Here is a 25,166-nt window from a genome sequence, read left to right on the forward strand (position 1 = left end):
GTGCGAGCCTGCGAGCCTCGCAACCACACCCCATAGGGTCCACCCATGGACTTCCAGGGAGCATCCGCCGTCGTCACCGGAGGCGCGTCGGGCATCGGCGCAGCAAGCGCGCGGCAGCTCGCAGCGCTCGGCGCAGCCGTTGTCATCGCAGACCTCAATGCCGAGAAGGGTGAGGCGCTGGCCGAAGAGATCGGCGGGGTGTTCGTCTCGGTCGACGTGACCCGGACCGACCAGATCATCGCGGCCGTCGAGCGCGCGACCGAGCTGGGGAGCCTGCGAGCCCTGGTGTGCTCGGCCGGCATCGGGTCCGCACAGCGCACGGTCGGTCGCGACGGGGCCTACGAGTCGGCGCACGACCTCGAGGTGTTCAAGAAGGTCGTCGCCATCAACCTGGTCGGCACCTTCGACACCGTGCGCATCGCCGCGACGGCGATGAGCCGCAACGACCTCGACGCCGACGGCGAGCGCGGCGCGATCGTCAACGTGTCATCGGTGGCAGCCTTCGACGGCCAGATCGGCCAGGCGGCATACGCCGCGTCCAAGGGCGGCCTGGTCGGCCTCACGCTGCCGGTGGCGCGCGACCTCGCCGCCTCGGCGATCCGGCTCAACACGGTCGCTCCCGGCCTGGTCGACACCCCGATCTACGACTTCGCCCCGGAACCCGAGGCGTTCAAGGAGCAGCTGGGCGCCTCCGTGCTCTTCCCCAAGCGCCTCGGCACCCCCGACGAGCTCGCCACCATGATCGTGGCCTGCCTGACCAACACCTACATGAACGGCGAGACCGTCCGCGTCGACGGCGGCATCCGCATGCCCCCGAAGTAGCCGAGTCGGCGCAGATCGCCCCCATTGGAGGGCTGTCTGCGCCGACTCGGCGCTACAGAAGGGGCGATCTGCGCCGACTCGGCTACTTGATGCGCTCGTTGGTCGGGTCGTACATCGGGCGCAGCGAGACGACCGCGTCGTGCGTCGTACCGGCTACGTCGACGGTCCAGGTGCCTGCCTTCAGCCAGTCGGCGGTCAGCGGCTGCTCGCCGGCGTCGAGGAGCGCGAGGCCGACGGCGCCGCCGAGGGTCCAGCCGTACGACGCGGCGCGGACGTACCCGACCACCTCGCCGTCGCGGAGGACCAGCTCGCCGTGGTGCAGCAACGGGTCGGGGTCGGTCAGCCGCACCTGGACCAGCCGGCGGTGCGGGATGCCCGCGGCCTTGATGGCGAGGACGGCCTCGCGACCGATGAACGACGGCTTGTCGAGGTCGACGGCGAAGCCGAGGCCGGCCTCGATCACGTTGTCGGTGTTGTCGATGTCGTGGCCGAAGTCGCGATAGCCCTTCTCCATCCGGCAGCTGGCCAGCGTCTTGAGGCCGACGGGCTCGGCGCCGGCCGCGGCGACGGCGTCGTACACCGTGAGCGCGCCGGCGGACGGGAGGTACAGCTCGTAGCCGAGCTCCCCGACGTACGTGATGCGCACGAGCAGCACCCGCACTCCGCCGAGCGTGACGAAGCGTGCGGTGCGGAAGGGGAAGGCGTCGTTCGACAGATCGGCGTCGGTGAGGGTGGCGAGCAGCTCGCGGGACCGCGGCCCCTGCACGTTCAGCTGCGCCCACTGCTCGGTGACGTCGTCGATCGTCACGTCACCGTCGCCGATGTGGCGACGGAGCCAGGCGAGGACGTGTCCGTGGGCGGTGTCGGACGCGACCACCCAGAAGTCGTCGTCGGCGAGCTTGGTCACGGTGAGGTCGGCTTGCAGCTTGCCGGCGTCGTCGAGCCACTGGGTGTAGGTGATCTGCTCGGACTCGCCGTCGACGGCACCGCCCGAGACGTGGTCGAGCACGCGGCCCGCGTCGGCGCCGGTCACCCGGAGCATGGTCATGAACGACATGTCCATCAGGCCGGCGCGCTCACGGACAGCGCGGTGCTCGGCCTGCCACTGCGCGAACCAGTCGGCGTGCCCCCACGTCGGCGTCGCGGTCGGGGTCACCCCGGGTCCCGCGAACCAGTCGGCGCCCTCCCAGCCCGAGACCTCGCGCAGGTAGCCACCGTTGGCCACCAGCCGGTCGTGGACGGGGGAGAGCTTGGCGCCGCGGGCGGAGTACAGCTGCTTGCCGGGCGTGTGGGCGGCGTAGACCGTGCCGAGGATCTCGGTGGTGCGCGTGGCCCGGTAGGTCTGCTCGGCCTGGTAGTCACGGAAGCGGTCGACGTCGAAGCCGGTCACGTCGACGTCGGGCTTGCCGTCGACGATCCACTGCGCGACCACGCGGCCCAGGCCGCCGGCAGACAGCACGCCGACGGAGTTCATGCCGGCGGCGACGAAGTACCCGCGGGTCCCGGGGGCCTCGCCGACGATCGGCGACAGGTCTGGGGTGAACGACTCGGGGCCGCAGAAGAACGTGCGTACTCCGGCCTCCAGCGTCACCGGCACGCGCGCCATCGCGGTCTCCAGGAACGGTCCCATCCGGTCCCAGTCCGGCTGGATCTTGGTGAACGACGACCCGGCCGGCACGCCCTCGGGGTGCCACGCGGCTGCCCGCGGCTCGAACAGCCCGACCATCATCCCGCCGCCCTCCTCGCGGTAGTAGCCGTGCGCCGCGGGGTCCTCGAAGACCGGGGTGTCCGGGCCGAGCCCGTCGATGGTGTCGGTGATCAGGTAGTAGTGCTCCGCTGCGGTGTTGGGCACGTTGAGACCCGACCTGAGGGCGAGCTCGCGCGCCCACATCCCCGTCGCGTTGACGACGTACTCGCAGTCGATGACGCTGTCTGCGACCCGCACCCCGGTGACCGAGTCGAGCTGCCCGCGCTGCTCGGTGACCACGTCGGTGACGGTGACGCCCTCGACGACGCGGACGCCCTTCATCCGGGCGCCCTTGGCGAGTGCGGTGGTCAGGTCGACGGGGTTGACGCGGCCGTCTCCCGGCACGTGGAAGCCGGCCTGGAGGTCGTCGGTCCTCGCCCAAGGGAACAGCTTGCCGATCTCCGCCGGCGAGATCTCCTCGACCTCCAGGCCCAGGTGGCGCTGGAACGCCGCGACGCGTCGGTACTCCTCGAGCCGGTCGCGATCGGCCGCCGCCTCGATCAGCCCCACCGGCTTGAACCCGGTCGCCTGGCCGGTCTCGGCCTCCAGACGGGCATACAGCTCGCGGGAGTAGAGCCGGATCCCGGTCGAGGTCTCGGAGAACGACCCGAAGCAGGTCATCAGTCCCGCTGCGTGCCACGTCGTACCGCTGGTCAGCCGGTCGCGCTCCAGCAGCACCACGTCGCTGCCCCAGCCGAGGTGCCCGAGGTGGTAGGCGATCGAGGCGCCGATGACGCCGCCCCCGATGACGACGACGCGAGCGCGAGCGGGTAGTTCGGCAGCCACGGGAGCACTCTCTCAGAGGGTCGTGCGGTTCAGGGTGCGCTCACGCTCACGCTCAGGTGCACGACTCCCGGAACGAAGGCCTCGATGGCGGCGACCATGTCGTCGGCCACCTCGAACATCGGGAAGTGGCTGCGGGCGTCGAGCCGCTGCACGGAGAACCACGGGTGCGTCGCGGCGTACTCCTGTTGTGCGGCCAGCACCTCATCGGCGGCCGGCTGGGCGTAGAGGTGGAGCGCCGGGCAGGGCTGCAGCTCCTCCAGCGCCTGCAGCGGCACCGGGTGCTCCTCGAACGCCGCGGCGATCTCCCGGCCGGCGCGCTGCCAGTGCCGCTCGCCGTAGGTGGTCATCGACGCGACATACTCGGTGAGCGCCGGCACGTCGAGGCCGTCGGTCCACATGGCCGCGAGGCCGGCGCGTACGTCGGCCCACGCCGGGGACTGCAATCCGGCCAGGGCGTCGGCGAAGCCCGGGGGCGTCCCGAGGACCATCCAGTCCAGCAGCACCACGCCCGGCACCCGGTCGGGGCCGAGCCGCCGCCGGAGCTCGAGGGCCGCCCAGCCCGCGTGCGAGAGGCCGACCGGTACGACGGTGTCGATGCCGAGCGCCTCGATGGTCGCGACGAGAGCGTCGACGACCTCGCTGGTACCGAAGTCGCCGTCGGGCGCCGGCGACCCGCCATGTGCCGGAAGGTCGACGCTGACCACGCGCCGGTGGCCGCCGGCCGAGGCCAGCAGCGGGTCGAAGACGGTGCGGTCACCGCACCAGCCGGGGATGAGGAGCAGGGCGGGTCCACCGGTACCGATGTCGGTGACGGCGAGTGGAGCAGAGGTGGTCGTGGGCATCGGGGCCTCCTTCGCAAGATACTGCCCTGTGCAGTATTTGAGAGGAGTAGATACTGCCCCGGGCACTATGTCAAGATGCGCGGGTGACGAGCCCGCGGACCACCACGTCGTACGCCCTGCTCGGCCTGCTCGGGCTGCGTGACTGGACGACGTACGAGCTGGCGAGACAGGTGCAGCGCAGCCTCCACTGGTTCTGGCCCCGGGCCGAGCGGAAGCTGTACGACGAGCCCAAGCGGCTGGTCGCCGACGGCCTGGCGACCGCGACCTCCGGGTCGACGGGCAAGCGCCCACGGACGGTCTACGGCATCACCGACGCCGGGCGCACCGAGCTCGCGCGCTGGCTCGACGAGCCGTCGGCGGCACGGTCCAGCGAGTTCGAGGCGCTGGTCAAGGTGTTCTTCGCCGACGCTGGCACCCTCGATCAGCTGCGGACCACGCTGGACCGGATCGTCGCCGAGTCCGTCCAGCGGGTCTCGGACCTGGCGGACAACGTGGACGTCGGGGTGGCCGACCCGGCCTTCCCGACGCGGATGCACCTCAACGCGTTGGCCGTGCGGCTGCAGGTCGAGCAGGAGCTGACGGTCCTGCGCTGGGCCAGGTGGGCGCGGGCGCAGGTCGACTCGTGGCCCTCGGTCCACGAGCCGGACGACTGGGATGCCACCGGCTCGCTCGCGACCCTGGTGGCCGAGTGTCGGGCGGCCGTTGGCTAATGGTTCGCTCCGGTCAGGCACTCGCGCCTACCCTGGAGGACGGTATGACGAACGCGAAGAACGAGAACTTCTCCCTCCAGGCCGAGCTCGACGAGACGGCGGGGTGGGACCTCGACGACCCCGCGTCCGAGATCAACCTCGACTCAGCGGACGACGGGTGGCAGTCCGGGTACGCCGACGAGCCGGATCCCGAGGAACCCGAAGAGCTCACCGTCGGCATGCAGGACCTGGCCGAGCGCCACGCGCTGCGCCGGGTCGCCAGCCTCTCGACCGAGCTCGAGGACATCTCCGAGGTCGAGTACCGCCAGCTGCGGCTCGAGCGCGTCGTCCTCGTCGGGGTGTGGACCAGCCGTTCGGTCGAGGACGCCGAGAACTCCATGACCGAGCTCGCGCTGCTTGCCGAGACGGCCGGCTCGACGGTGCTCGACGCGATCTACCAGCGGCGCGACAAGCCCGACCCGGCGACGTACATCGGTCGCGGCAAGGTCGACGGGCTCAAGGAGATGGTGCAGGCCACCGGCGCGGACACCGTGATCTGCGACGGCGAGCTCGCGCCCAGCCAGCTCAGGAACCTCGAGGACCGGCTGAAGGTCAAGGTCGTCGACCGCACGGCCCTCATCCTCGACATCTTCGCCCAGCACGCGAAGTCGGCCGAGGGCCAGGCGCAGGTCGAGCTCGCCCAGCTCAACTACATGAAGCAGCGCCTGCGTGGCTGGGGCGGCAACCTGTCCCGCCAGGCCGGCGGACGGGTCGGTGCCGATGGTGGCGGCATCGGCGGACGCGGCCCCGGCGAGACGAAGATCGAGACCGACCGGCGCCGCATCAACACCAAGATCGCCAAGCTGCGCCGCGAGCTGAAGGAGATGAAGGGCACCCGCGACACCAAGCGCCAGGAGCGCAAGCGCAACGAGATCCCCTCGGTCGCGATCGCGGGCTACACCAACGCCGGCAAGTCCTCGCTGCTCAACCGGCTGACCGGGGCGGGCGTCCTGGTCGAGGACGCGCTGTTCGCGACCCTCGACCCGACCACGCGGCGTACGACGACCGCCGACGGTCGCGTCTACACGATGAGCGACACGGTGGGCTTCGTCCGCGACCTCCCGCACGGACTCGTCGAGGCTTTCCGCTCGACGCTCGAGGAGGTCGCCGACTCCGACCTGATCCTGCACGTCGTCGACGGGTCGCATCCCGATCCCGAGGGCCAGATCGCGGCGGTCCGGCAGGTGCTCGGCGAGATCGGCGCCGACAAGGTGCCCGAGGTCATCGTCATCAACAAGGTCGACGCGGCCGACCCGATGGTCGTCGCCCGTCTGCGCCAGCGCGAGCCGCACTCGGTCGTCGTGTCGGCCAAGACCGGCGAGGGCGTCGATGACGTACTCCGCATGGTCGAGGACGAGCTGCCGCGTCCGGGCGTGGAGTTCGAGGCGCTGGTGCCCTATGCCCGCGGCGACCTGCTCGACCGCCTCCACCGTGAGGGCGAGATCGAGTCGATGGAGCACACCGGCGACGGCACCCGGGTCACCGGCCGTGCCACCGAGGCACTCGCCGGCGAGCTGGCGTCCTTCGCCGTCTGAGACTCGGTTGTCGGGACACACCCGGCCCGGCAACCGATGTGGGGTCGGTGGCCGGGCCGGGAGTCCCCGTCACGGGTCGGTCAGCAGACCTTGAACGTGACCTTCTTGGTAGCCGTCGCCCGCTGGCCGCCCTTGCGGAAGACGGCCTTGGCGATCAGCGTGTGGCTGCCGGAGGAGAGCTTCTCGCCGTCGATGACCTCGTCGGCGCCCTTGTTGACGCCGTCCAGCTTCAGCGACCGCGAGACGACGCTCCAGCCGCGGGCCGCGGTGGCCCTGGCGATGGCCTTGTAGGAGACCGGGGTGAGGCAGCCGACAGGCGCCTTGACCGAGACCTTGTTGCCGCTGGCCTTGGCTGACTTGACGGCCAGCAGCGAGGGCAGTCGCACCCACCGGGCACGCAGGTTGGCGCCGATCGTGTTGTCGAGGACCGCCCACGCCACCAAGGCGTAGCCGCGCACCGTCGTACTGATCTGGGGTGCGCCGGAGATGGTGCCCCCTGAGCTGAAGTAGGTGACCGCAGCCCTCGTGGTCAGCGGGTGGTTGTAGATGCCGAGCTTGCCGCAGCGCTCGCTGACGTTGGCCATCCGGCCGCTGGCGTCGGCGACCAGGTCGAAGGTCAGGGCCGGGCAGGACTTGTTCTCGCCGATCAGCGCGGGGGTGGTGAACGCCGTGCCCGTCCACTTGCCGACGACCGGACGGTAGTTCGCGTTGGACTCCGAGGCGATCATCCGCACACCCCTTTTGGTGGTGACGATGTCGCTGAAGACGCCGAGGTTCCAGGTCTTCGGCACGGCCTTGAAGGGGCCCCAGGCGGGGCCCGTGGAGAAGTAGACCGGGTCGGAGATCGGACCGTACTGGGAGATCAGCAGGATCGGGGTCGTGCCGGAGAACGCCAGCGAGGCCTGACCCACCATCCAGGGAGCGGTGACGTTCTGCGGCGAGCCGGTCAGGCCGGGCCGCAGCTGCAGGGTCTGCCCACTGCCGAAGTCGCGCGTCACGGACCAGAGCTGGCCGTCGGGGGCGGCCACGACATCGAAGAGGACGCCGTTGCTGGGAGCATCCGCGACGTCGACGCCGGGGGAGAGGACGCCACCGGTGAACGTCGCGGTGGCCACCTTGGCGTTGCTCAGCCCGGACTGGTGCCACCAGACCAGCGTCGCCACTCCCGGCGCGGTCACCTCCACCTGGATGCCCGCTGCCGACGACCCGTCGATCGCGCTGATCGTCTTGATGCCGCCCGAGCAGCTCGACGCCTTGAGCGGGACCACGCACAGGTGCACCTGGCGCGGGTTCGGCCCGTTGTCGTCGCCGATCCAGGCGACGTACGCCGTGTTGGAGGATGGATCGACGGCGACGTCGACGCCCGCGTAGGACGACTGGCTCTCCAGCGTGATGCTCGAGCCGAACGGCCCGGGTGGAGCGGCGTCAGCCCCCGGCGCGCCGAGCATGGACGTGCTCAACATCGAGGTGGTCAGGATCGCGGCGAGTGCGGCGGCGACGGTCCGAGACCTTCGGGTCGTACGTGGCATGGCTCCTCCTGGCGTGACGGGCTGCGTCGGTGGTCGCGCCCCGGTCGAGACCACCGCAGGTGAGCAGTCCACCTCGCGGGCGTAATGCCGGAGTAACGCCTCGGCTCACGGCCTCTGCGCAGTGAGCCTCAGAGGTCCGCCAGGATCTTGCGGGCCAAAGAGGCTGCCGCTCGCGCGTCGAGAGGCTCGTACGACGCCGCGGCGACGTCGTCGAGAGGTGCCGGCGTCGGCATGCTCGCCGGGGGTGGCCGGTCGCCTCGCCGACGAAGCTCGGCCGCGTTGTCGAGCAGCCAGGCCCGCTGCTCGGGGGTTCCCGCAGCGGCTGCGTCGGCGACCAGGGCTGCGGTCTCCAGGCCGATGGCCAGCGGGAAGTCGTAGGAGATCGTCATCGCGGCCTCGAGCGCGGCGCAGGCGCGGTCGGCCGCGCCGACCAGGTCGCCGAGCTCCAGCAGTGCGCGCGCCGAGATGGCCCTGGCCAGCGGCAGCTCGCGCTCGACGCCCAGCTCGGTGCCGTCGGCGTCGGCGGTCGCGGCGAGCTCGGCGGCGGTGCTCGCGTCGCCCGACGCCAGCGCGAGACCGGCGGCTGCGGAGTAGAGCACGACCTTGGCGATGCGCGGACCGGCGTCGTGCAGGGGCATCGCCTCGGCGACGTAGGCGCGGGCCTGGTCGTCGGCGCCCACCATCCAGCAGATCATCGCGGCCGTCGGCAGGGCCATCCGGAGCTGGTCGGCCTCTCCGGAGGCGCGGCACACCTCGATCGCGCGGGCGGCGTGCTCGGCGGCCTCCGGGTCCCCTCGCTCGGACAGGAGACTGCCCAGGCCCATCAGCGTCGGCATCCGGAGCTCGGGCCCGAACTGCTCGGCGATCCCGATCGATCGCCGGATCACCGCGACCGCCTCGGCCGGATGGTCGGTGTCGTCGAGGAGCCCGGCGAGGAAGACCAGCGTCCTGGCGACGTACTGGTCGTCGACGCCGGTGAGCAGCTCGGCAGCGAGCCGCAGGCGCGGGATGGCCTGGTCGCTGTCTCCGGCCCAGTACTCCAGGTAGCCGAGGGCGTAGGTCGCGTAGGGACGCCAGGTCGACTCCTCGCGCGTGCTCTCGGCCTCGAGCAGACGGCCGAGCCAGAACCGCCCCTCGCCGAGGCTCGTGGCCGCCCAGTAGCGGTGCAGCCGGAAGACCAGCTCGAGCCCCGCTGCCCCGTCGGCCCGGCCGTCGACGGCGGCCGCGAGAAGCGACCGGACCGAGGCCAGCATCGCGGTGACCTGCTCGGCGTACGCTCCCGGGGCCGCGCGCGGGTCGTCGGGCAGCACCGCGCGTACGGCGCCGGCCAGGCGCGCGAACGTCGCCGCCTCCTCGTCCGCCTGGTCGGCGCCGGAGAGCAGCTCGCGGGCGTAGCGGTGCAGCTCGTCGTCCTGGCTCCATCGCCAGCGCTCGGAGCCACGGTCCACGCGCAGCAGCCCGAAGGCGACCAGCTGGCCGAGGATCCGCACCACTCTCGGGCCGGTCACGGATCCGCCGGCCAGCACCTGCGTGGCCAGACCCAGCCCGACCTCCCCGTCGAGCGCGGCGAAGCGGCGGAAGACCTCGGCCTCCTCGTCCGACAGCAAGGCGTAGCTGCTGCTCGCGACGCCGCGCACCGGGTCGTCATCGCTGTGCAGGAGCTGGTCGAGGCGGTCGGCGAGGTCGCCCGGCGCCATCGTCGAGAGCTGTGCGGCGACCAGCTCGACAGCCAGCGGGATCCCGCCGCAGTGCCGCAGGAGGCTGTCGACGATCGCTGCGTCTGCGTGACGGACCGCGTCGCTGCCCTCGCCGGAGCGGGCGACCAGCAGGTCGAGCGCCGGTCCCGCGGCGGGTACGTCGGTCTCCACGTCCGGCACGGGCCACGGGGCGAGCCGGACGACGACCTCGTCCTGGAGGCCCAGCGGGATCCGGCTCGTGGTGAGAAGGGTGAGCTGGGGGCAGCCGGCCACGAGCGCACCCGCCAGGGTGGCGACGCCGTCGAGAGCTGTCTCGCAGCCGTCGAGCACCAGCAGCAGCGGACCGTACGGCGACAGCTCACCCACCACCGACTGCACCGGGTCATCACCGGGTGGGACGCCGAGCGCCATGGCAACGCTGGCCCCCACCAGCTCCTGCTCGGCGACGACCTCGAGCGGCACCCAGCGCACCTCGCGCGCGCCCTTGGCGACCAGCGCCTGGGCGACCTCAGCGGCGACCCGGGACTTGCCCACGCCAGCGGGCCCGACCACCGTGACGAGCCCGGGTTCGAGCAGGTGTCCGGACAGCTCCTCGGCCTCGTCGGCCCGCCCGTGGAAGGTGGTCGTCGCCCGCGGCACCGGAGCCTGCGAGAGGCTGCGCTGGTCGCCGAGCGCCTTCAGGTAGACCTCGACCGTCTCCCGCGTGGGATCGACGCCGAGCTCGTCGGCCAGCAGGCTGCGGCACGCCTCGTACGCACGGACCGCACCGGCCCGGTCACCGGCGGAGTCGAGGGCGGCGATCAGGGCGCGATGGGCTCGCTCGTCGAGTGGTGCGAGGCTCACCCACTGCTGGGCGGAGGCCACGGCCTGTCGGTGGTCGCCGTCGGCCGACGCGGACTCGACCGTGAGGTCCCAGGCCCGCCGGGCCACCGTGTCGACCCGCTCGCGGTGCACCTGCAGCCAGCCGGACTCCGCGTCGGGAAGCACGTCCGCGCCGCGCCAGCGGGTGAGTCGTGCGACGACGTCTCGGGCCGCTCGGGGTCGTCCGTCCCGGATCGCCTCGTCTGCCCGGTCGAGCAGCAGGTCGGCCTCGACGACGTCGACGGTGACATCCGGCGCGAGCCGGTAGCCGCCGGGAACGGTCTGCAGGAACGCCGAGTCGTCGATGCCGACGGTCCGGAGCACGGCGCGCAGTCCGCCCACGACCCCACGCAGTGCGACCGGCCACGTGGTCGGCGGCCGGTCGTGCCACACCAGGTCGGCGAGGCGCTCCCCGGAGAGGATGCCGCCCTCGAGGGCCAGCGCGACCAGCACCACGTGCGCGCGACGACCACCGAGCTGACCACCCGCCACGATCCCGCCCGGACCGGTGACCGTGGGACCTCCCACCACGTCGAGCCGCACCTCGCTCAGGTTAGGGGAGGGGACGGATCACTTCACCCTCCATTCCACGGAGTCACCGGCCAGGGGTCACTGCCAGGGTCACTGCCAGGGTCACTCGCCGGAGTCGCTGCCCGAGTCGTCGCCGGAGTCGTCGCACTCGTCGTCGGAGTCGTCGTCGGCGTTGTCGACACCGTCGTGGTCGCCGTCCTCGTCGCCGTCCTCGACGCCGTCGTCGTCGGTGTCCGCGTCATCGGGGTTGGTGGCGGTGGTGCAGTCGTGGGACTCGTCGCCGTCCTCGAGACCGTCGTCGTCGGAGTCGACGTCGAGCAGGTCGGTGTGGTGACGGAACTCGCCGAGGTTGCGCAGCCCGTCGTGGTCGCGGTCGCCGTTGGCGTTGGCGCGCAGCGGGTTGAGGTGGTGACGGACCTCCCAGCGGTTGGGCATCCCGTCGTGGTCGGAGTCCCGGCTGGCGGCGCTCGCCGGCTGGGCCATGGTGAGCAGGCCGCCTGCGGCGAGCGCGGCGAGGACGGCACTGAGGCGTCGTCCGGTGGTGATCAGTTCCATGTGGTGCTCCAGTTGTGTGGGGGGTGAACGCCTGAGCGTAGGGAGCAGGTGACCAGCAGCGCTGTCGTACCAATGGACAGGTGCAGACCAGCCGTGGCCGCGCTGACGGCTGGGCTCAGTGGGCCGCGGCGACGCTCTCGTCGGTGCCGGCGAGCCTCTGGGCGATCCAGATCGGCACGACCGACAGCACGATCAGGGCTGCTGCGACCACGTTGACGACGGGAGCCTGGTTGGGGCGGAAGAGGTTCTGGTAGATCCAGATCGGCAGGGTCTGGATGCCCTGGCCGACGGTGAACGTGGTCACGATGATCTCGTCGAAGCTGAGCGCGAAGGCCAGGAGACCACCGGCCAGCAGCGAGGAGCGCAGCATCGGCAAGGTGATCTTGAAGAAGGTCCGGAAGGTGCCGGCCCCGAGGTCCATCGAGGCCTCCTCCAGGTTGCCGCCGAGCCGCCGCAGGCGGGCGACGGCGTTGTTGAACACCGTCACGATGCAAAACGTCGCGTGCGAGACCACGAGGGTGAAGAAGCCGAGCTCGATGCCGATCATCGTGGTGAAGGCGTTGGCCAACGCGATGCCGGTGACCACGCCGGGCAGCGCGATGGGCAAGATGATCAGCAGCGACACGAAGTCGCGGCCGAAGAAGGCGAACCGCTGGAGCGCCAGTGCTGCCATCGTCCCGAGCACCAGCGCGATCGCCGTCGCCAAGACGGCCACCTCCACCGAGGTCCAGATGGCAGCACGCGCGCCCTGCGACTCCCAGGCGGCCTGCCACCAGCGCGTGGTCAGCCCCGTCGGCGGCCACGCGAACGACTGCGAGGTGTTGAAGGAGTTCAGCAGCACCAGCATCAGCGGTGCGTAGACGACCAGCAGTGCCACGCCTGTGATGAGGGCGAGCAGCCGGCGGGTCAGCGGCGAGAGGGTCACGGGTTCTGCCTCACAGGTTGTCCAGGGCTCCCGTCCGGCGTACGGCGGCCAGGTAGACCAGCATGATCACGACCGGGATCGTCGAGACCGCTGCGGCGAAGGGCAGGTTGTTGCCCGTGAGCACGTTGTCGTAGATGACGTTGCCGAGCATCTGGTTGGTGCCGCCCACGATCTTGACCGCGATGTAGTCACCCAGCGTCAGCGAGAACGTGAAGATCGAGCCCGCGACCACGGCCGGGAACAGCACGGGCAGCACCACCCGGCGCAAGGTCACCCGAGCACCCGCGCCCAGGTCGGCCGAGGCCTCCAGCAAGGAGTTCGGCAACCGCTCGAGGCCGGCGTACATCGGCAGGATCATGTAGGGCAGCCACAGGTAGGCCAGCGTCACCACCGTCGCGACCAACCCGTAGCCCGGGGTGGACAGGCCGAACGGGTCGGCCAGCCAGGCGATCGGGCCGTCTGCGCTGAACATGCCGCGCCACGCGTAGGCCTTCACGAGGTACGACGCCCACAGCGGCGTGAGGATGGCGATCACCAGCAGGCGCTGGGCGCGCGGCGAGGCGACCTTGGCCATGTAGAGCGCGACCGGGAACGCGAGCGCCGCATCGATGACGGTGACCGCGACAGCGGTGAGCAGGGTCCGGATGGTGATGGTCCGGTAGACCTCGAGGGAGAACACGTCCTTGAAGTTGTCGAGCGTCCACTCCCGTTGGATGTTGCCGGTGAACCCGTCGGCGGTCCACAGCGCGGTGATGAACAGCGCCGCGAGCGCGCCGAGGTACGCCACCCCCAGCCACAGCATGGGCGGCCCGAGGAGCAGCCCGAGCCGGAGCCGGGGGTGACGGTGCAGGACTCCTGACAAGTCAGCCCTTGATCTCGGTCCAGGCCTGGGTCCAGTCCTGGTAGGTCGTACACGAGACGTCCGTGCGGCCGTCCAGGCACTGCTCGATCGGCGTCGTCCAGTAGTGGATCTGGTCGGCGTAGCTCTCGTCGCCGGCGTGGTAGCCGTCGCAGAAGCCCTCGGACGTCAGGTCGCAGGCCTTCGGGTTGGCCGGAGCCTCACCGAACCACTCCGCCACGGCGGCGTTGGCCTCCGGGCTGATGATGTGGTTGAGCCACGCGTAGGCGCAGTTGGGGACCTCGGTCTTCGACGAGATCATCCAGGTGTCCGACCATCCCGTCGCGCCCTCCTCGGGCAGGATCGCCTCGACGTTGGCCTTGGTGTAGTTGACGATCACCTGCCAGGTGGTGCCCACGACGCTGTCGCCGGACTCGAAGGCCGAGATCTCCTTGAGGTAGTCCGACCAGTACTCGCCCACGTGCTCCTTCTGGGCCTTCAGCAGGTCGACGGCGGCCGCGAGCTGGTCGGCGTCGAGGGCGTAGGGGTCCTTGATGCCGAGGTCGGGCTGGGTCTTCATCAAGTAGAGCGCCGCGTCGGCGATGTAGATCGGCGAGTCGTAGGCCGTGACCTTGCCGCTGTAGGTCGACGCGTCCTCGAACACCGCCCTCCAACTGGTCGGCGCGGGCTTGACCACGTCGGTGTTGTACATCAGCAGGTTGGCGCCGTAGCCGTGGGGAACGCCGTACATCTGGCCGCCGACGGAGTTCCACGGGCGGTCCTTGAGGAAGTCGTACTCATCGGCGTAGTTGGGGATCAGGTCGGTGTTGACCGGCGCCACGTCACCTGCGGCGATGAGGCGCAGCGTCGCGTCACCGGACGCCGACACGACGTCGTACTGGCCGGACTTCATCAGCGTCACGGCCTCGTCGGAGGTGTTGAAGTACTTGACCGACACGTCGCAGCCGGTCTGCTTCTCGAACGGAGTGACCCAGTCGACGGCCTTGTCCGTGCTGCCGTCCTCGGCGTAGCCCGGCCACGCGAGCACGCTGAGAGTGCCTTCGTTGTCGCCCAGCGAGTCGGCCATCGCGATGTCGGGCGGTACGAAGCCGCCTGGCCCCTCGCTGGCGCTGTCCGGGCTGCTGTCGTCCCCGGCGTCCTCGGTGCCGCAGGCGGCCAGGCTCAGGGCCAGGGCCAGCCCGAACGCCGCGGTCCCGGCCAGGGTGCGCTTCTTTCTCATTTCTCCTCCTGGTGGTTGCCCGAGGCGGATGGGGGGTTGAGGTCGATGACGTGCTCGTCGGCCCAGGCCAAGGTGACCCGGTCGCCTTCGGCACCGACCTTCTGGTCGGACGTGCCGTGGAGGTTCTGTCGCAAGACGGTCAGGGTCCCGCCCTCGTCGAGGCGGACGACGTAGTGGTTGACCGAGCCGAGGTAGACCACCGCCTCGATGACGCCGGTGGCGCGTCCGCGCAGGCCCTGCGCCTCGTCGGTGCCGGCGAGCAGGATCTTCTCCGGGCGGATGGAGAACATGCCCTCGCGGCCGAGCACGACCCTCGCGGTCTCCCCGCTGATCAGGTTGGAGGTGCCCACGAAGCCCGCTACGAACGACGACGCCGGGGCCTCGTAGAGCTGTGCCGGTGCTGCGACCTGCTCGACGCGCCCGTGGTTGAAGACCGCGATGCGGTCGCTCATCGTCAGCGCCTCCTCCTGGTCGTGGGTGACGAACACGAAGGTGATGCCGACCTCGCGCTGCAGCTGCTTGAGCTCGAGCTGCATCTCGCGGCGCAGCTTGAGGTCCAGGGCGCCCAGCGGCTCGTCGAGAAGCAGCACCTTGGGGCGGTTGACCAGCGCGCGGGCCAGCGCCACCCGCTGGCGCTGGCCGCCGGAGAGCTGGCTGGGCCTGCGGGCGCCGAAGCCGCTCAGCTGCACCGACGCGAGCGCCTCCTCGGCGCGCTCGCGGCGCTGTTTGCGCGGGACCTTCTTGACCGCCAGCCCGTACTCGACGTTGCCGACCACGTCGAGGTGCGGGAAGAGGGCGTAGTCCTGGAAGACGGTGTTGACGTTGCGGGCGAACGGCGCCTGCTTGGTCACGTCCTGCTCGTCGAGGAAGACCTTGCCCGAGGTCGGCGCCTCGAAGCCGGCGATCATCCGCAGCACGGTCGTCTTGCCCGAGCCCGAGGGTCCGAGCATCGAGAAGAACTCACCGTCGCGGATCTCGAGGTCCAGCCCGTCGACCGCCGTGACCGCGCCGAACCGCTTGGTGACGGACTCCAGCCGGACGGCCGCGGACGAGCTCACTGCCGAAACCTAGGACCACCGAATCCGTTGCCACAAGCACGTTGCTGTTTCGAAACCGAAAGTGTCTGGACCTCGCAGGTCGAGGAAGGCGTGCCGGCAGCTGTCTCGAGACCAGCCCTGTGAACGACGTACGACGGGTGTCCCTGCCCGCACGTATGGTTCCGACGTGCCTGGCGACAAGTCCTCGGTGACCCACGAGACGACCGTGCGCCAGGTGCTCGCCACCGCGGTCGAGGCCCTCGGCGGCGAGGAGCGGCCCGGCCAGGTGGCGATGGCCGAGGCCGTGGCCGAGGCGATGTCGGGGGGCCAGCACCTGCTGGTCCAGGCCGGCACCGGCACCGGCAAGTCGCTGGGCTATCTCGTGCCCGCGCTTCTCCACGAGCGCCGGGTCGTGGTCGCCACCGCCACCTTGGCCCTGCAGCACCAGCTGGTCGAGCGTGACATCCCGCGCCTGGTCGAGGCGATCCGGGCCAGTCCCGAGCCTGCCGTCAAGCAAGCCGTGGACACCTCCTACGCCGTGCTGAAGGGCAGGTCCAACTACGTCTGCCTGCACCGCATCCGCGAGGGCGTGCCCGACGACCAGGGTGCGCTGGTGGAGGTGCCGTCGGGGTCGATGGCCAAGAAGGTCCTCGACCTGCGCGCCTGGGCCGAGCGGGAGGCCGGGACCGGCGGCTCGGGCGAGCGCGACCGGGCGCCGCGTCACACCGACCGGGAGTGGCGCCAGGTCTCGGTCAACCATCGCGAGTGCCTGGGGGCGACGCGGTGCCCCTTCGGCACGGAGTGCTTCGTCGAGGTCGCCCGCGAGCAGGCCCACCGCTCCCACCTGATCGTGACCAATCACTCGCTGCTCGCGATCGATGCGATCGAGGGCGTGCCGATGATCCCCGACTACGACGTCGTGGTCGTCGACGAGGCCCACGAGCTGGTCGCGCGGGTGACCCAGGCCGCGACCGACGAGCTCGCGGTCTCCGACGTCGAGAGGGCTGCCCGACGGTCCCAGCGCCACGTGGGGGAGTCCAACGCCGCCGACGACCTGGCCGATGCCGGCGATGCCTTGCAGCTGGCGATCGACGACTGCCGCCCCGGACGCTTCGATGCCGTCCCCGAGGCCCTGGCCGACGCACTCGTCTTGGTGCGCGACGCAGCCCGGGCCTGTCTGTCTGCCTACCCGCGCGAGCCCGAGGGAGCCCCAGGCGAGGGAGTGGACGCGAGCCGCACCCAGGCCCGCGGCATGGTCCAGGACGTCTTCGTCACCGCCGAGCGGATGGCGAGCAACTCCGACTCCGACGTCTTGTGGCTCTCCGAAGGCGGCGACCGCAGCCCGCCGCGACTGCACGTGGCGCCGCTGCAGGTCTGGGGCCCGATGCGCGACAAGCTGCTGTCCGACAAGACGGGCATCTTCACCTCCGCCACCTTGATGCTGGGTGGCGACTTCTCCTCGATGGCCGTCTCGATCGGGCTCAAGCCAGCCGAACGCGTGGTCGAGGGCTCTTCGGTGGACGAGCTTGAGACCACCCACCCGGGCCCCCCGATCTCGACCACCGGCGGGAGTGAGGCCCTCCCATGGCGCGGCCTCGACGCCGGTTCCCCGTTCGACTACGGCCGCCAGGCCATCCTCTACGTCGCCAAGCACCTTCCGACTCCTGGCCGCGACGGCCTGGGCAAGGCCCAGCTCGACGAGATCGTCGACCTGGTCGACGCGGCCAACGGCCGCACGCTCGGCCTGTTCAGCTCACGTCGTGCCGCCGAGACCGCGGCGGCCGAGGTACGAGACCGCCTTCCCCACCTGACCACCTTGGCCCAAGGCGACGCCCAGCTGCCCGAGCTGGCGCGCCAGTTCGTCGAGGACCCGCACACCTGCCTGTTCGGGACGCTGAGCCTGTGGCAGGGCCTCGACGTGCCAGGGGAGACCTGTCAGCTGGTGATCATCGACCGGATTCCGTTCCCCCGACCCGACGACCCGCTGATGTCTGCTCGTCAACGTGCCGTCGACGACGCCGGCGGCAACGGCTTCATGCAGGTCGCCGCGACGCACGCCGCGTTGCTACTCGCGCAGGGGACCGGGCGACTGATCCGGACCTCCGCCGACCGCGGAGTGGTCGCCGTCCTCGACCCGCGACTGGTGACCGCGAGGTACGGCGGGTTCCTCAAGGCGAGCCTGCCGCCCATGTGGGCCACGACCGATCCCGATGTGGTGCGCCAGGCCCTCAAGCGTCTGGCCGACCCGGGCGCCGGTTGAGCCCGAGGTGAGCTTGAAGCCCATCCAGATCACCAGCCAGCCGATCAGCACGTCGGCGACCCAGTGGTTGCCGGTGCCGACGACCACCAGGCCGGTGATCAGGGCGTGCAGCCAGCCACCGATGCGCATCCAGCGCCTCGTGGCGTGCTGCTGGAGCACCATCGCCACCCACAGCGCCCACCCTGCGTGCAAGGAGGGGAAGGCGGCGAGCTGGTTGGTCAGGCCGCCGAGACCCTTGGGCGCCGAGGCGTCGCCGCCCCACCACCCGTCGCCGGACGTCAGCGCCAGCACATCGGCGTACCCACCGAACAGCCTCGGGGGAGCTGTCGGCAGCAGCAGGTAGGCGACCAGGGCGATCACCGTGCCGACGACGAGGGCGCGGCGAGCCGGCACGTAGACATGCGCTCCGCGACGGTAGAGCCACACCAGCACGATCGCGGTGACCACGTAGTGGGCCGTGGCGTACCACAGGCTGCCGAACAGGCTCAGGCCCCGGCTGACCGCGAAGACCTGGTTGAGCGCGCCCTCCCACGACAGGTGCAGCGTGCTCTCGATGTCGAGCAGCTCGGCGGCACGACGCTGTGCTGGGCGCAGGGCGTCGCTGGCAAACATCCGCGAGCCCGAGTAGGCGACGTAGAGGGTCAAGATGATGGCCATCTCGACCAGGGCGTTGCGCCAGCCCCGAGCGGCGGTCTTGTTCGCGACCGCCTCGCTCTCCCGCCGTACGCTCCCCATGACCTAGAGCCTGCCCCGTCTCATCAAGTGATGCACATCAGTTGTTTCCCTGGCCCGCCCCTGAAGAGGCCAGGTGACACGTTTTCGATACGTAAGTATCGACCGTCGCCTACCGCAACAATCATCGCGGTCGAACTGATTCCGCAAGCCGTCAGATGAGCCTGCACCGAACCCTCACACACCGCGAAGGGCGGGACCGTCTGGCCCCGCCCCTCGTCTTCCCCGGCTCGCCAGCCGGGGTCGAGTCGGCTGGCGAAGTCTTCAGCTATCTGTGGTCGAGGCGCGAGCTCGCGAGCTCGGACACCTCAGTCGGTCGGCACCCGGAGCCGCTGTCCGGCCAGCACCATGCCCGAGTCGAGGGCGTTGAGCCGCTCGATGCGGTCGACCATGGTGCGGATGTCGTCCTCGCCCGTGGCGGCAGCGGCGTCGGCAGCGATCCCCCACAGCGTGTCGCCCGGTGCCACCTGCACGATGCGCGTCGGCTCGGGCGTGCCGGGGTGCTCGGTGGCCACCGAGCCGGCGCCCAGGAAGATGCCGGCCATCAGGGCGATCGCCAGACCCAACAGCAGCACCACGATGCGCCCACGACGCGTCAGGCGCACGCTCGGGCTCGCCTGGACCGGGCGGGCCGGGCGGGCCGGGCGGGCCGGGCGCCCTCGTCGCGCCACTCGGACCGGGCGGACCTGGTCAATCGTGATGGTGCTCATCGGGACCTCCTGGGACTGTGCCCGTTGGGGAAGGCCGACCCCCTGGCCGGCGGATGGTTCCTGTTCCGAAACGATGTCTATCGCCGAGCGCCGACAGTGGCTGTCGAGCCCGCTCGATCAGACGTTCGATCGAACATGTGATCGAGAGTAGAGCATGTGTTCGAACGCGCACAACCCTTCGCTCGAAGACGTGTTCGAAGAAACGTCCAGACACGCCGTTCGAACAGGTGTTTGAACCCTGGGGCCCAACGGGTCTACCGTTCGCCCATGGCAACCGAGAGCAAGCCCGAGAAGGCCGCCCGAAAGTCGACCGGTCGTGGCAACGTCTCCGAGCTTCCCGACGGACCCCCCGATGCGACCGGGCTGACGCCGCGCCAGCAACGCGTGCTGGCCCACATCAAGGACTCCATCGAGAAGGTCGGCTACCCGCCGAGCATGCGCGAGATCGGCGAGGCGGTCGGACTGACGAGCTCCTCGAGCGTGGCTCACCAGCTGCGCGTGCTCGAGGAGAAGGGCTTCCTCAAGCGCGACCCCAACCGGCCCCGCGCCCTCGAGGTGTTCTTGCCGGAGGTGATGGCGGCCAGGCGGTCGCTCGGCTCGGCCGACGAGTCGACCTACGACGAGACCGGCATCGGCGACACCGTGACCCCGGCGACCTATGTCCCGGTGGTCGGCCGGATCGCGGCTGGCGGCCCGATCCTCGCCGAGGAGCGCGTCGAGGACGTCTTCCCGCTGCCCAAGCAACTGGTCGGGGAGGGCACGCTGTTCTTGTTGCAGGTCTCGGGCGACTCGATGGTCGAGGCCGCGATCTGCGACGGCGACTACGTGGTGATCCGGCAGGAGCAGACTGCCGACAACGGCGACATCGTGGCAGCGCTGATCGACGGGGAGGCCACCGTCAAGACGTTCCGGCGCAAGGACGGCAAGGTGTGGCTGCTCCCGCACAACTCTGCCTACGAGCCGATCGACGGCACCAACGCCAGCATCCTGGGCATCGTCACCGCGGTCCTGCGCAAGGTGTGATGCCGCTACCTGTCCCGCAACCGCCGGACGAACTTCAGCCCTGACCAGGTCTGGTCGACGGCGGCCACCTTGACGTCGACGAAGCCGAGCTCGAGGCCCAGGTCTCGCACCTTGTTCTCGTCGAGGTCGGTCAGGACTTTGCTCGCCTTCTTGGGCCAGCACACCCACACCATGCCGGCGCTCGAGGTGCGCTCGAACAGCACCGGCAGTCGCTTCTCGAGCGCCGCGAGCGAGGTGTGCCAGGTGAGCGTGATGTCGGCCGACCTCGGCAGCCGACGCACCACGTTGGTGGCCGGCAGATCGCCCAGGTCGACTTGGTGGGGCTGGCCGTCGAGGAAGACCACGAGGCCTGGCTTGATGCCCAGCTTCTGGGGCAGCGGCGTGCCGGAGTAGCCCGCGGGCGCACTGGTCATCGGGCGGCCCGCTTGCCACCGGTCAGCCGTGGCGGCTTGGGCGCATCGCCCTTGAGGAGCCCCAGCATCCGCAGCAGTCGGGCCACCAGCAGCAGGCCCACGAACAGGCAGGCCACCGCCCCGAGCGAGGCCAGCGCGAGCAACGCCCACGAGCCGCTCTGCCCGGCTCGGGCGCTGGCCCCGAAGTCGATGGCCGCGTAGACCAGGTAGCCCCACGCGACCACCGCCAGCGTGACGCCGACGGCGAGCAGCAGGAGCTTGGCTCGCGACCGGGAGGGCGCAGCGCCACCGGCTGGGGGCTGTGTGACGGCCGGCTGCGAGTGCTGGGCGGGATGTCCGGGCTCGGCACGCCGCTTTCCCGCGTGCTTGCCCGACGACTCCATCGGGCCATTCTGACCCATGGCCCGAGCGGGCCGAGCGGGCTTGCCGAGGACCCGACACGCCGGGCCCGACCCGTCTGGACCACCCTCTGACCTGGGCGGATGCGGGTGCTGCACCGGGTTCAGCGAAAGTGGCCTATCTAGGGGCTTGTCACACCCCGCACCCCAACATATAGTCGAACTACACGGATGTAGTTATCCACACCACATCCACAGCGGGCCGCTCGGACCCCACAGGTCCAAGCCTCCGATCCACCATCACCGCCCAGTTATCCACAGCCTGTCAGAGGCTCTTGTGGCGCGCCTTGACGCGCCCTTCGACACGCGAGAGGAGTCGTCGTGCACTGTCCCTACTGCCGCGACACCGACACCCGCGTGATCGACTCCCGCGTCGCCGACGACGGCACCTCCATCCGCCGCCGCCGGTCCTGCTCGGCCTGCAACAAGCGGTTCACGACCGTCGAGCTGGCCCAGCTGAGCGTGGTCAAGCGGTCCGGCGCGTCCGAGCCCTTCGACCGCGAGAAGGCCGTCGCCGGAGTGCGCAAGGCCTGCAAGGGCCGGCCGGTCACCGAGGACGACCTGGCGTGCCTGGGCCAGCAGGTCGAGGACTCCTTGCGCCAGTCCGGCGCTGCCGAGGTGCCCGCCCACGAGATCGGCCTGGCGATCTTGGGCCCGCTGCGCGACCTCGACGACGTCGCCTACCTGCGGTTCTCCTCGGTCTACAAGCAGTTCGCCTCTGCCGACGACTTCGAGGCCGAGATCGCCGACCTCAGGCGCCACCACGCAGCTCCCCTCGAGCAGCTGCTCGTCACCCCAGCCCCCAGCGGCTGACCAAGGACCGCCCGGTACGTCGTGGGGAAGCGGCGTACCGGGCGCATCACCTCTCCCAGATCAGGGCACCCCACTGCATCCCTGCGGCAGTGTCGGTGGTGCCAGCAAGAATGTTCAGCAGGGACCGACACCGAGTGGGACCGAGGAGCACAGGCATATGACCGAGACCGTGAGTGGGGCTGCCAAGAGCGCTGGCATCGCTGGCAAGGCAGCCGGTATGACCATCGAGCGCGTCTTCAGCACCGACGGAGTTCACCCCTACGACGAGCTGACCTGGGAGCGGCGCGACGTCGTCCAGACCAACTGGAAGACCGGCGAGACCGTCTTCGAGCAGCGCGGCGTCGAGTTCCCCTCGACCTGGTCGGTCAACGCCTCGACCATCGTCACCACCAAGTACTTCCGCGGCGCCGTCGGCACCGACGTCCGCGAGTGGAGCCTCAAGCAGCTCATCGACCGCGTCGTGTCGACCTACGTCAAGGGCGGCCTCGACCACGGCTACTTCGCGACGCCGACCGACGCGACGGTTTTCGAGCACGAGCTGACCTGGCTGCTGGTCAACCAGTACTTCTCGTTCAACAGCCCCGTCTGGTTCAACGTCGGCACCAAGTCGCCCCAGCAGGTCTCGGCGTGCTTCATCCTCTCGGTCGACGACTCGATGGACTCGATCCTCAACTGGTACAAGGAGGAGGGGTTCATCTTCAAGGGCGGTTCGGGTGCCGGCCTCAACCTCTCGCGCATCCGCTCCTCCAAGGAGCTGCTGTCCTCGGGCGGCACCGCCAGCGGCCCGGTCTCCTTCATGCGCGGTGCCGACGCGTCCGCAGGCACCATCAAGTCCGGTGGCGCCACGCGTCGCGCGGCCAAGATGGTCGTCCTCGACGTCGACCACCCCGACATCGTCGAGTTCGTCGAGACCAAGGCGCGCGAGGAGGACAAGATCCGCGCACTGCGTGACGCCGGCTTCGACATGGACCTCGGCGGCCACGACATCACCTCGGTGCAATACCAGAACGCCAACAACTCGGTTCGCGTCAGCGACGAGTTCATGCGCGCGGTCGAGGAGGGCACCTCGTTCGGGCTGCGCTCACGGATGACCCACGAGGTCATCGAGACCGTCGATGCCCGCGAGCTGTTCCGCAAGATCAGCAAGGCGGCCTGGGAGTGCGCCGACCCGGGTCTGCAATACGACGACACGATCAACGACTGGCACACCAACCCCGAGACGGGCCGCATCACCGCGTCCAACCCGTGCTCCGAATACATGTCGCTCGACAACTCCTCGTGCAACCTGGCCTCGCTCAACCTGCTCAAGTTCCTCAAGGACGACAACACCTTCGACGCCGAGCTGTTCGCCAAGGCCGTCGAGGTGATCATCACCGCGATGGACATCTCCATCTGCTTCGCCGACTTCCCGACCGAGGCGATCGGCAAGACCACCGTCGACTACCGCCAGCTCGGCATCGGCTACGCCAACCTGGGCGCCCTGCTGATGGCGATGGGTCTGGGCTACGACTCCGACGGCGGCCGCGCGATGGCAGCGACCGTCACCTCGCTGATGACCGGTGTCTCCTACCGTCGTTCGGCCGAGCTCGCCGGCGTCGTCGGCCCCTACGCCGGCTACGCCCGCAACGCCGAGGCCCACAAGCGCGTGATGCGCAAGCACCAGGCCGCCAACGACGCGGTCCGCACGCTCGGCATCGCCGACGCGCAGGTCCACAAGTTGGCCACCCAGGCGTGGGCCGAGGTCCAGAAGCTCGGCGAGACCAACGGCTTCCGCAACGCCCAGGCCTCGGTGCTCGCACCCACCGGCACCATCGGCTTCATGATGGACTGCGACACCACCGGCATCGAGCCCGACTTCTCCTTGGTGAAGTTCAAGAAGCTCGTCGGCGGCGGTTCGATGCAGATCGTCAACCAGACCATCCCGCGGGCGCTGACCAAGCTCGGCTACGCCGAGGAGCAGGTCGAGGCGATCGTCGCCTTCATCGCCGAGCACGGCCACGTGATCGACGCGCCTGGTCTCAAGACCGAGCACTACGAGATCTTCGACACCGCGATGGGCGCCCGGGCGCTCAAGCCGATGGGCCACGTCCGGATGATGGCGGCCACCCAGCCCTTCTTGTCGGGCGCCATCTCCAAGACCGTCAACCTCCCCGAGACCGCGACGGTCGAGGAGATCGAGGACATCTACCTCCAGTCGTGGAAGCTCGGCCTGAAGGCCACCGCCGTCTACCGCGACAACTGCAAGGTCGGCCAGCCCCTGGCCGACGGCAAGTCGGACTCCTCCAAGGCCGACCAGGCCCGCGCGACCTCCTCGTCGGTCGAGCCGGTCACGGAGGTCAAGGAGGTGGTCGTCTACCGCCCGACGCGCAAGCGCCTGCCGAAGTCGCGCACCTCGCGCACGACGTCGTTCACCGTCGGTGGCGCCGAGGGCTACATGACCTCCGGAGCGCACGACGACGGCCAGTTGGGCGAGGTGTTCCTCAAGCTCGGCAAGCAGGGCTCGACCCTGGCCGGTGTGATGGACGCCTTCTCGATCGCGGTCTCGATCGGGCTCCAATACGGCGTCCCGCTGGAGACCTACGTCTCGAAGTTCACCAACCTGTCCTTCGAGCCCGCGGGCCTCACCGACGACGCCGACGTGCGGATGTCGAAGTCGATCATGGACTACATCTTCCGCCGCCTGGCTCTCGACTACCTGTCCTTCGAGGACCGCTCGATGCTCGGCATCTACTCCGCCGAGGAGCGTCAGCGCTACCTCGAGACCGGCAGCTACGAGGCCCTCGCGATCAGCGAGGCCGAGTCCCTCAAGGCCGACGTCCCCGTCGAGGCGACGATCGTCGAGGACGCCCCGGCCGACGAGGCGCCGGCGCCCGAGGCCCCTCAGGCCGCGGTGAAGGAGGCCCACACCTCCGCTGAGCTCCTGGAGAAGATCACCGGCACCGCCGTCGACTCCCCGCTCTGCATGACCTGCGGCACCAAGATGCGTCCCGCGGGCAGCTGCTACGTGTGCGAGGGCTGCGGCAGCACCAGCGGCTGCAGCTGATATGTAGGCGATTCCTGTCAAGTGGCAGGGTGAGGCGCCCGTCCCGATCGCTCGGGGCGGGCGCCTCGTGCTTCGTCGTT

Annotated in this window: 19 protein-coding genes and 1 pseudogene; 7 read left to right on the forward strand and 13 right to left on the reverse strand. The window is 70.2% G+C overall.

Going from position 1 to position 25,166, the window contains the following annotated elements:
- Positions 1–45 precede the first annotated feature (45 nt).
- A complete protein-coding gene (locus ISU10_RS02875) occupies positions 46–822 on the forward strand; it encodes an SDR family NAD(P)-dependent oxidoreductase (protein WP_194694851.1) in 777 nt (258 codons plus the stop codon).
- A gap of 82 nt (positions 823–904) precedes the next feature.
- Here the strand turns inward: ISU10_RS02875 and ISU10_RS24005 are convergent, their stop codons facing one another.
- Together ISU10_RS24005 and ISU10_RS02885 are read right to left on the reverse strand one after the other, a co-directional pair.
- Positions 905–3,355, reverse strand: a complete 2,451-nt coding sequence (locus tag ISU10_RS24005; protein WP_194694852.1) for a GcvT family protein — start codon at positions 3,353–3,355, stop codon at positions 905–907.
- Between the two features lie 29 nt (positions 3,356–3,384).
- Positions 3,385–4,197 (reverse strand): alpha/beta fold hydrolase, encoded by an 813-nt coding sequence (locus tag ISU10_RS02885; protein WP_194694853.1) that lies wholly within the window; start codon positions 4,195–4,197, stop codon positions 3,385–3,387.
- Between the two features lie 83 nt (positions 4,198–4,280).
- On the opposite strand from ISU10_RS02885, the gene ISU10_RS22815 reads away from it, so the two are divergent.
- Positions 4,281–4,907 (forward strand): PadR family transcriptional regulator, encoded by a 627-nt coding sequence (locus tag ISU10_RS22815; RefSeq protein WP_370864636.1) that lies wholly within the window; start codon positions 4,281–4,283, stop codon positions 4,905–4,907.
- A gap of 44 nt (positions 4,908–4,951) precedes the next feature.
- Entirely contained in the window at positions 4,952–6,481 is a 1,530-nt protein-coding gene (gene hflX, locus ISU10_RS02895) for a GTPase HflX (RefSeq protein ID WP_370864638.1), read from the forward strand.
- Between the two features lie 80 nt (positions 6,482–6,561).
- Here hflX and ISU10_RS02900 read toward each other — a convergent pair whose 3' ends face one another.
- The 7 genes from ISU10_RS02900 to ISU10_RS02930 form a co-directional block, all read right to left on the reverse strand.
- Complete coding sequence (locus ISU10_RS02900; RefSeq protein WP_194694854.1) at positions 6,562–8,010, reverse strand: hypothetical protein; 1,449 nt, start codon at positions 8,008–8,010, stop codon at positions 6,562–6,564.
- A 128-nt stretch (positions 8,011–8,138) separates the two neighbouring features.
- Complete coding sequence (locus ISU10_RS02905; RefSeq protein WP_194694855.1) at positions 8,139–11,111, reverse strand: ATP-binding protein; 2,973 nt, start codon at positions 11,109–11,111, stop codon at positions 8,139–8,141.
- 90 nt (positions 11,112–11,201) lie between these two features.
- The gene (locus tag ISU10_RS02910; protein WP_194694856.1) at positions 11,202–11,654 is read right to left on the reverse strand and encodes a hypothetical protein; all 453 of its coding nucleotides are present in this window, start codon (positions 11,652–11,654) and stop codon (positions 11,202–11,204) included.
- Positions 11,655–11,769: 115 nt separating this feature from the next.
- Positions 11,770–12,579 (reverse strand): ABC transporter permease, encoded by an 810-nt coding sequence (locus ISU10_RS02915; RefSeq protein WP_370864641.1) that lies wholly within the window; start codon positions 12,577–12,579, stop codon positions 11,770–11,772.
- 10 nt (positions 12,580–12,589) lie between these two features.
- A complete protein-coding gene (locus ISU10_RS02920; RefSeq protein ID WP_228499281.1) occupies positions 12,590–13,441 on the reverse strand; it encodes an ABC transporter permease in 852 nt (283 codons plus the stop codon).
- 1 nt (position 13,442) lies between these two features.
- Positions 13,443–14,657 (reverse strand): ABC transporter substrate-binding protein, encoded by a 1,215-nt coding sequence (locus ISU10_RS02925; RefSeq protein WP_194694857.1) that lies wholly within the window; start codon positions 14,655–14,657, stop codon positions 13,443–13,445.
- On the reverse strand, positions 14,654–15,715 hold the full coding sequence (locus ISU10_RS02930) for an ABC transporter ATP-binding protein (RefSeq protein ID WP_194694858.1): 1,062 nt from the start codon (positions 15,713–15,715) through the stop codon (positions 14,654–14,656). The genes ISU10_RS02925 and ISU10_RS02930 overlap by 4 nt, the downstream gene beginning before the upstream one ends.
- 271 nt (positions 15,716–15,986) lie before the next feature.
- Between ISU10_RS02930 and ISU10_RS02935 the strand changes: the two genes are divergently transcribed.
- A complete protein-coding gene (locus ISU10_RS02935) occupies positions 15,987–17,954 on the forward strand; it encodes an ATP-dependent DNA helicase (RefSeq protein WP_442417784.1) in 1,968 nt (655 codons plus the stop codon).
- A 72-nt stretch (positions 17,955–18,026) separates the two neighbouring features.
- Here ISU10_RS02935 and ISU10_RS22820 read toward each other — a convergent pair.
- Positions 18,027–18,689: pseudogene (locus tag ISU10_RS22820) on the reverse strand (phosphatase PAP2 family protein); the annotation flags it as partial.
- 305 nt (positions 18,690–18,994) lie between these two features.
- Entirely contained in the window at positions 18,995–19,396 is a 402-nt protein-coding gene (locus ISU10_RS02940) for a LysM peptidoglycan-binding domain-containing protein (protein WP_194694859.1), read from the reverse strand.
- 267 nt (positions 19,397–19,663) lie between these two features.
- Between ISU10_RS02940 and lexA the strand changes: the two genes are divergently transcribed.
- Positions 19,664–20,419, forward strand: a complete 756-nt coding sequence (gene lexA, locus ISU10_RS02945; RefSeq protein WP_194694860.1) for a transcriptional repressor LexA — start codon at positions 19,664–19,666, stop codon at positions 20,417–20,419.
- A gap of 5 nt (positions 20,420–20,424) precedes the next feature.
- On the opposite strand, the gene ISU10_RS02950 is transcribed toward lexA, so the two are convergent.
- On the reverse strand, positions 20,425–20,832 hold the full coding sequence (locus ISU10_RS02950) for a DUF3052 domain-containing protein (RefSeq protein WP_194694861.1): 408 nt from the start codon (positions 20,830–20,832) through the stop codon (positions 20,425–20,427).
- Positions 20,829–21,215: a hypothetical protein gene (locus tag ISU10_RS02955; protein WP_194694862.1), complete on the reverse strand. Its 387-nt coding sequence runs from the start codon at positions 21,213–21,215 to the stop codon at positions 20,829–20,831. The genes ISU10_RS02950 and ISU10_RS02955 overlap by 4 nt, the downstream gene beginning before the upstream one ends.
- A gap of 336 nt (positions 21,216–21,551) precedes the next feature.
- Between ISU10_RS02955 and nrdR the strand changes: the two genes are divergently transcribed.
- A complete protein-coding gene (gene nrdR / locus ISU10_RS02960; protein WP_194694863.1) occupies positions 21,552–22,043 on the forward strand; it encodes a transcriptional regulator NrdR in 492 nt (163 codons plus the stop codon).
- Positions 22,044–22,200: 157 nt separating this feature from the next.
- Entirely contained in the window at positions 22,201–25,086 is a 2,886-nt protein-coding gene (locus ISU10_RS02965) for a vitamin B12-dependent ribonucleotide reductase (RefSeq protein WP_194694864.1), read from the forward strand.
- Positions 25,087–25,166: the final 80 nt, after the last annotated feature.

The organism is Nocardioides agariphilus, from assembly GCF_015352445.1.
In the GTDB taxonomy this organism is placed as follows: Bacteria; Actinomycetota; Actinomycetes; order Propionibacteriales; family Nocardioidaceae; genus Nocardioides; species Nocardioides agariphilus.

Bases quoted from the DNA above. Each gene is read 5' to 3' on its own strand.
- ISU10_RS02875 (WP_194694851.1), top strand. From the start codon at position 46: ATGGACTTCCAGGGAGCATCCGCCGTCGTCACCGGAGGCGCGTCGGGC.
- ISU10_RS02885 (WP_194694853.1), bottom strand. From the start codon at position 4,197: ATGCCCACGACCACCTCTGCTCCACTCGCCGTCACCGACATCGGTACC.
- hflX (WP_370864638.1), top strand. From the start codon at position 4,952: ATGACGAACGCGAAGAACGAGAACTTCTCCCTCCAGGCCGAGCTCGAC.
- ISU10_RS02900 (WP_194694854.1), bottom strand. From the start codon at position 8,010: ATGCCACGTACGACCCGAAGGTCTCGGACCGTCGCCGCCGCACTCGCC.
- ISU10_RS02910 (WP_194694856.1), bottom strand. From the start codon at position 11,654: ATGGAACTGATCACCACCGGACGACGCCTCAGTGCCGTCCTCGCCGCG.
- ISU10_RS02925 (WP_194694857.1), bottom strand. From the start codon at position 14,657: ATGAGAAAGAAGCGCACCCTGGCCGGGACCGCGGCGTTCGGGCTGGCC.
- ISU10_RS02935 (WP_442417784.1), top strand. From the start codon at position 15,987: ATGGCCGAGGCCGTGGCCGAGGCGATGTCGGGGGGCCAGCACCTGCTG.
- ISU10_RS02940 (WP_194694859.1), bottom strand. From the start codon at position 19,396: ATGAGCACCATCACGATTGACCAGGTCCGCCCGGTCCGAGTGGCGCGA.
- lexA (WP_194694860.1), top strand. From the start codon at position 19,664: ATGGCAACCGAGAGCAAGCCCGAGAAGGCCGCCCGAAAGTCGACCGGT.
- ISU10_RS02950 (WP_194694861.1), bottom strand. From the start codon at position 20,832: ATGACCAGTGCGCCCGCGGGCTACTCCGGCACGCCGCTGCCCCAGAAG.
- ISU10_RS02955 (WP_194694862.1), bottom strand. From the start codon at position 21,215: ATGGAGTCGTCGGGCAAGCACGCGGGAAAGCGGCGTGCCGAGCCCGGA.
- ISU10_RS02965 (WP_194694864.1), top strand. From the start codon at position 22,201: ATGACCGAGACCGTGAGTGGGGCTGCCAAGAGCGCTGGCATCGCTGGC.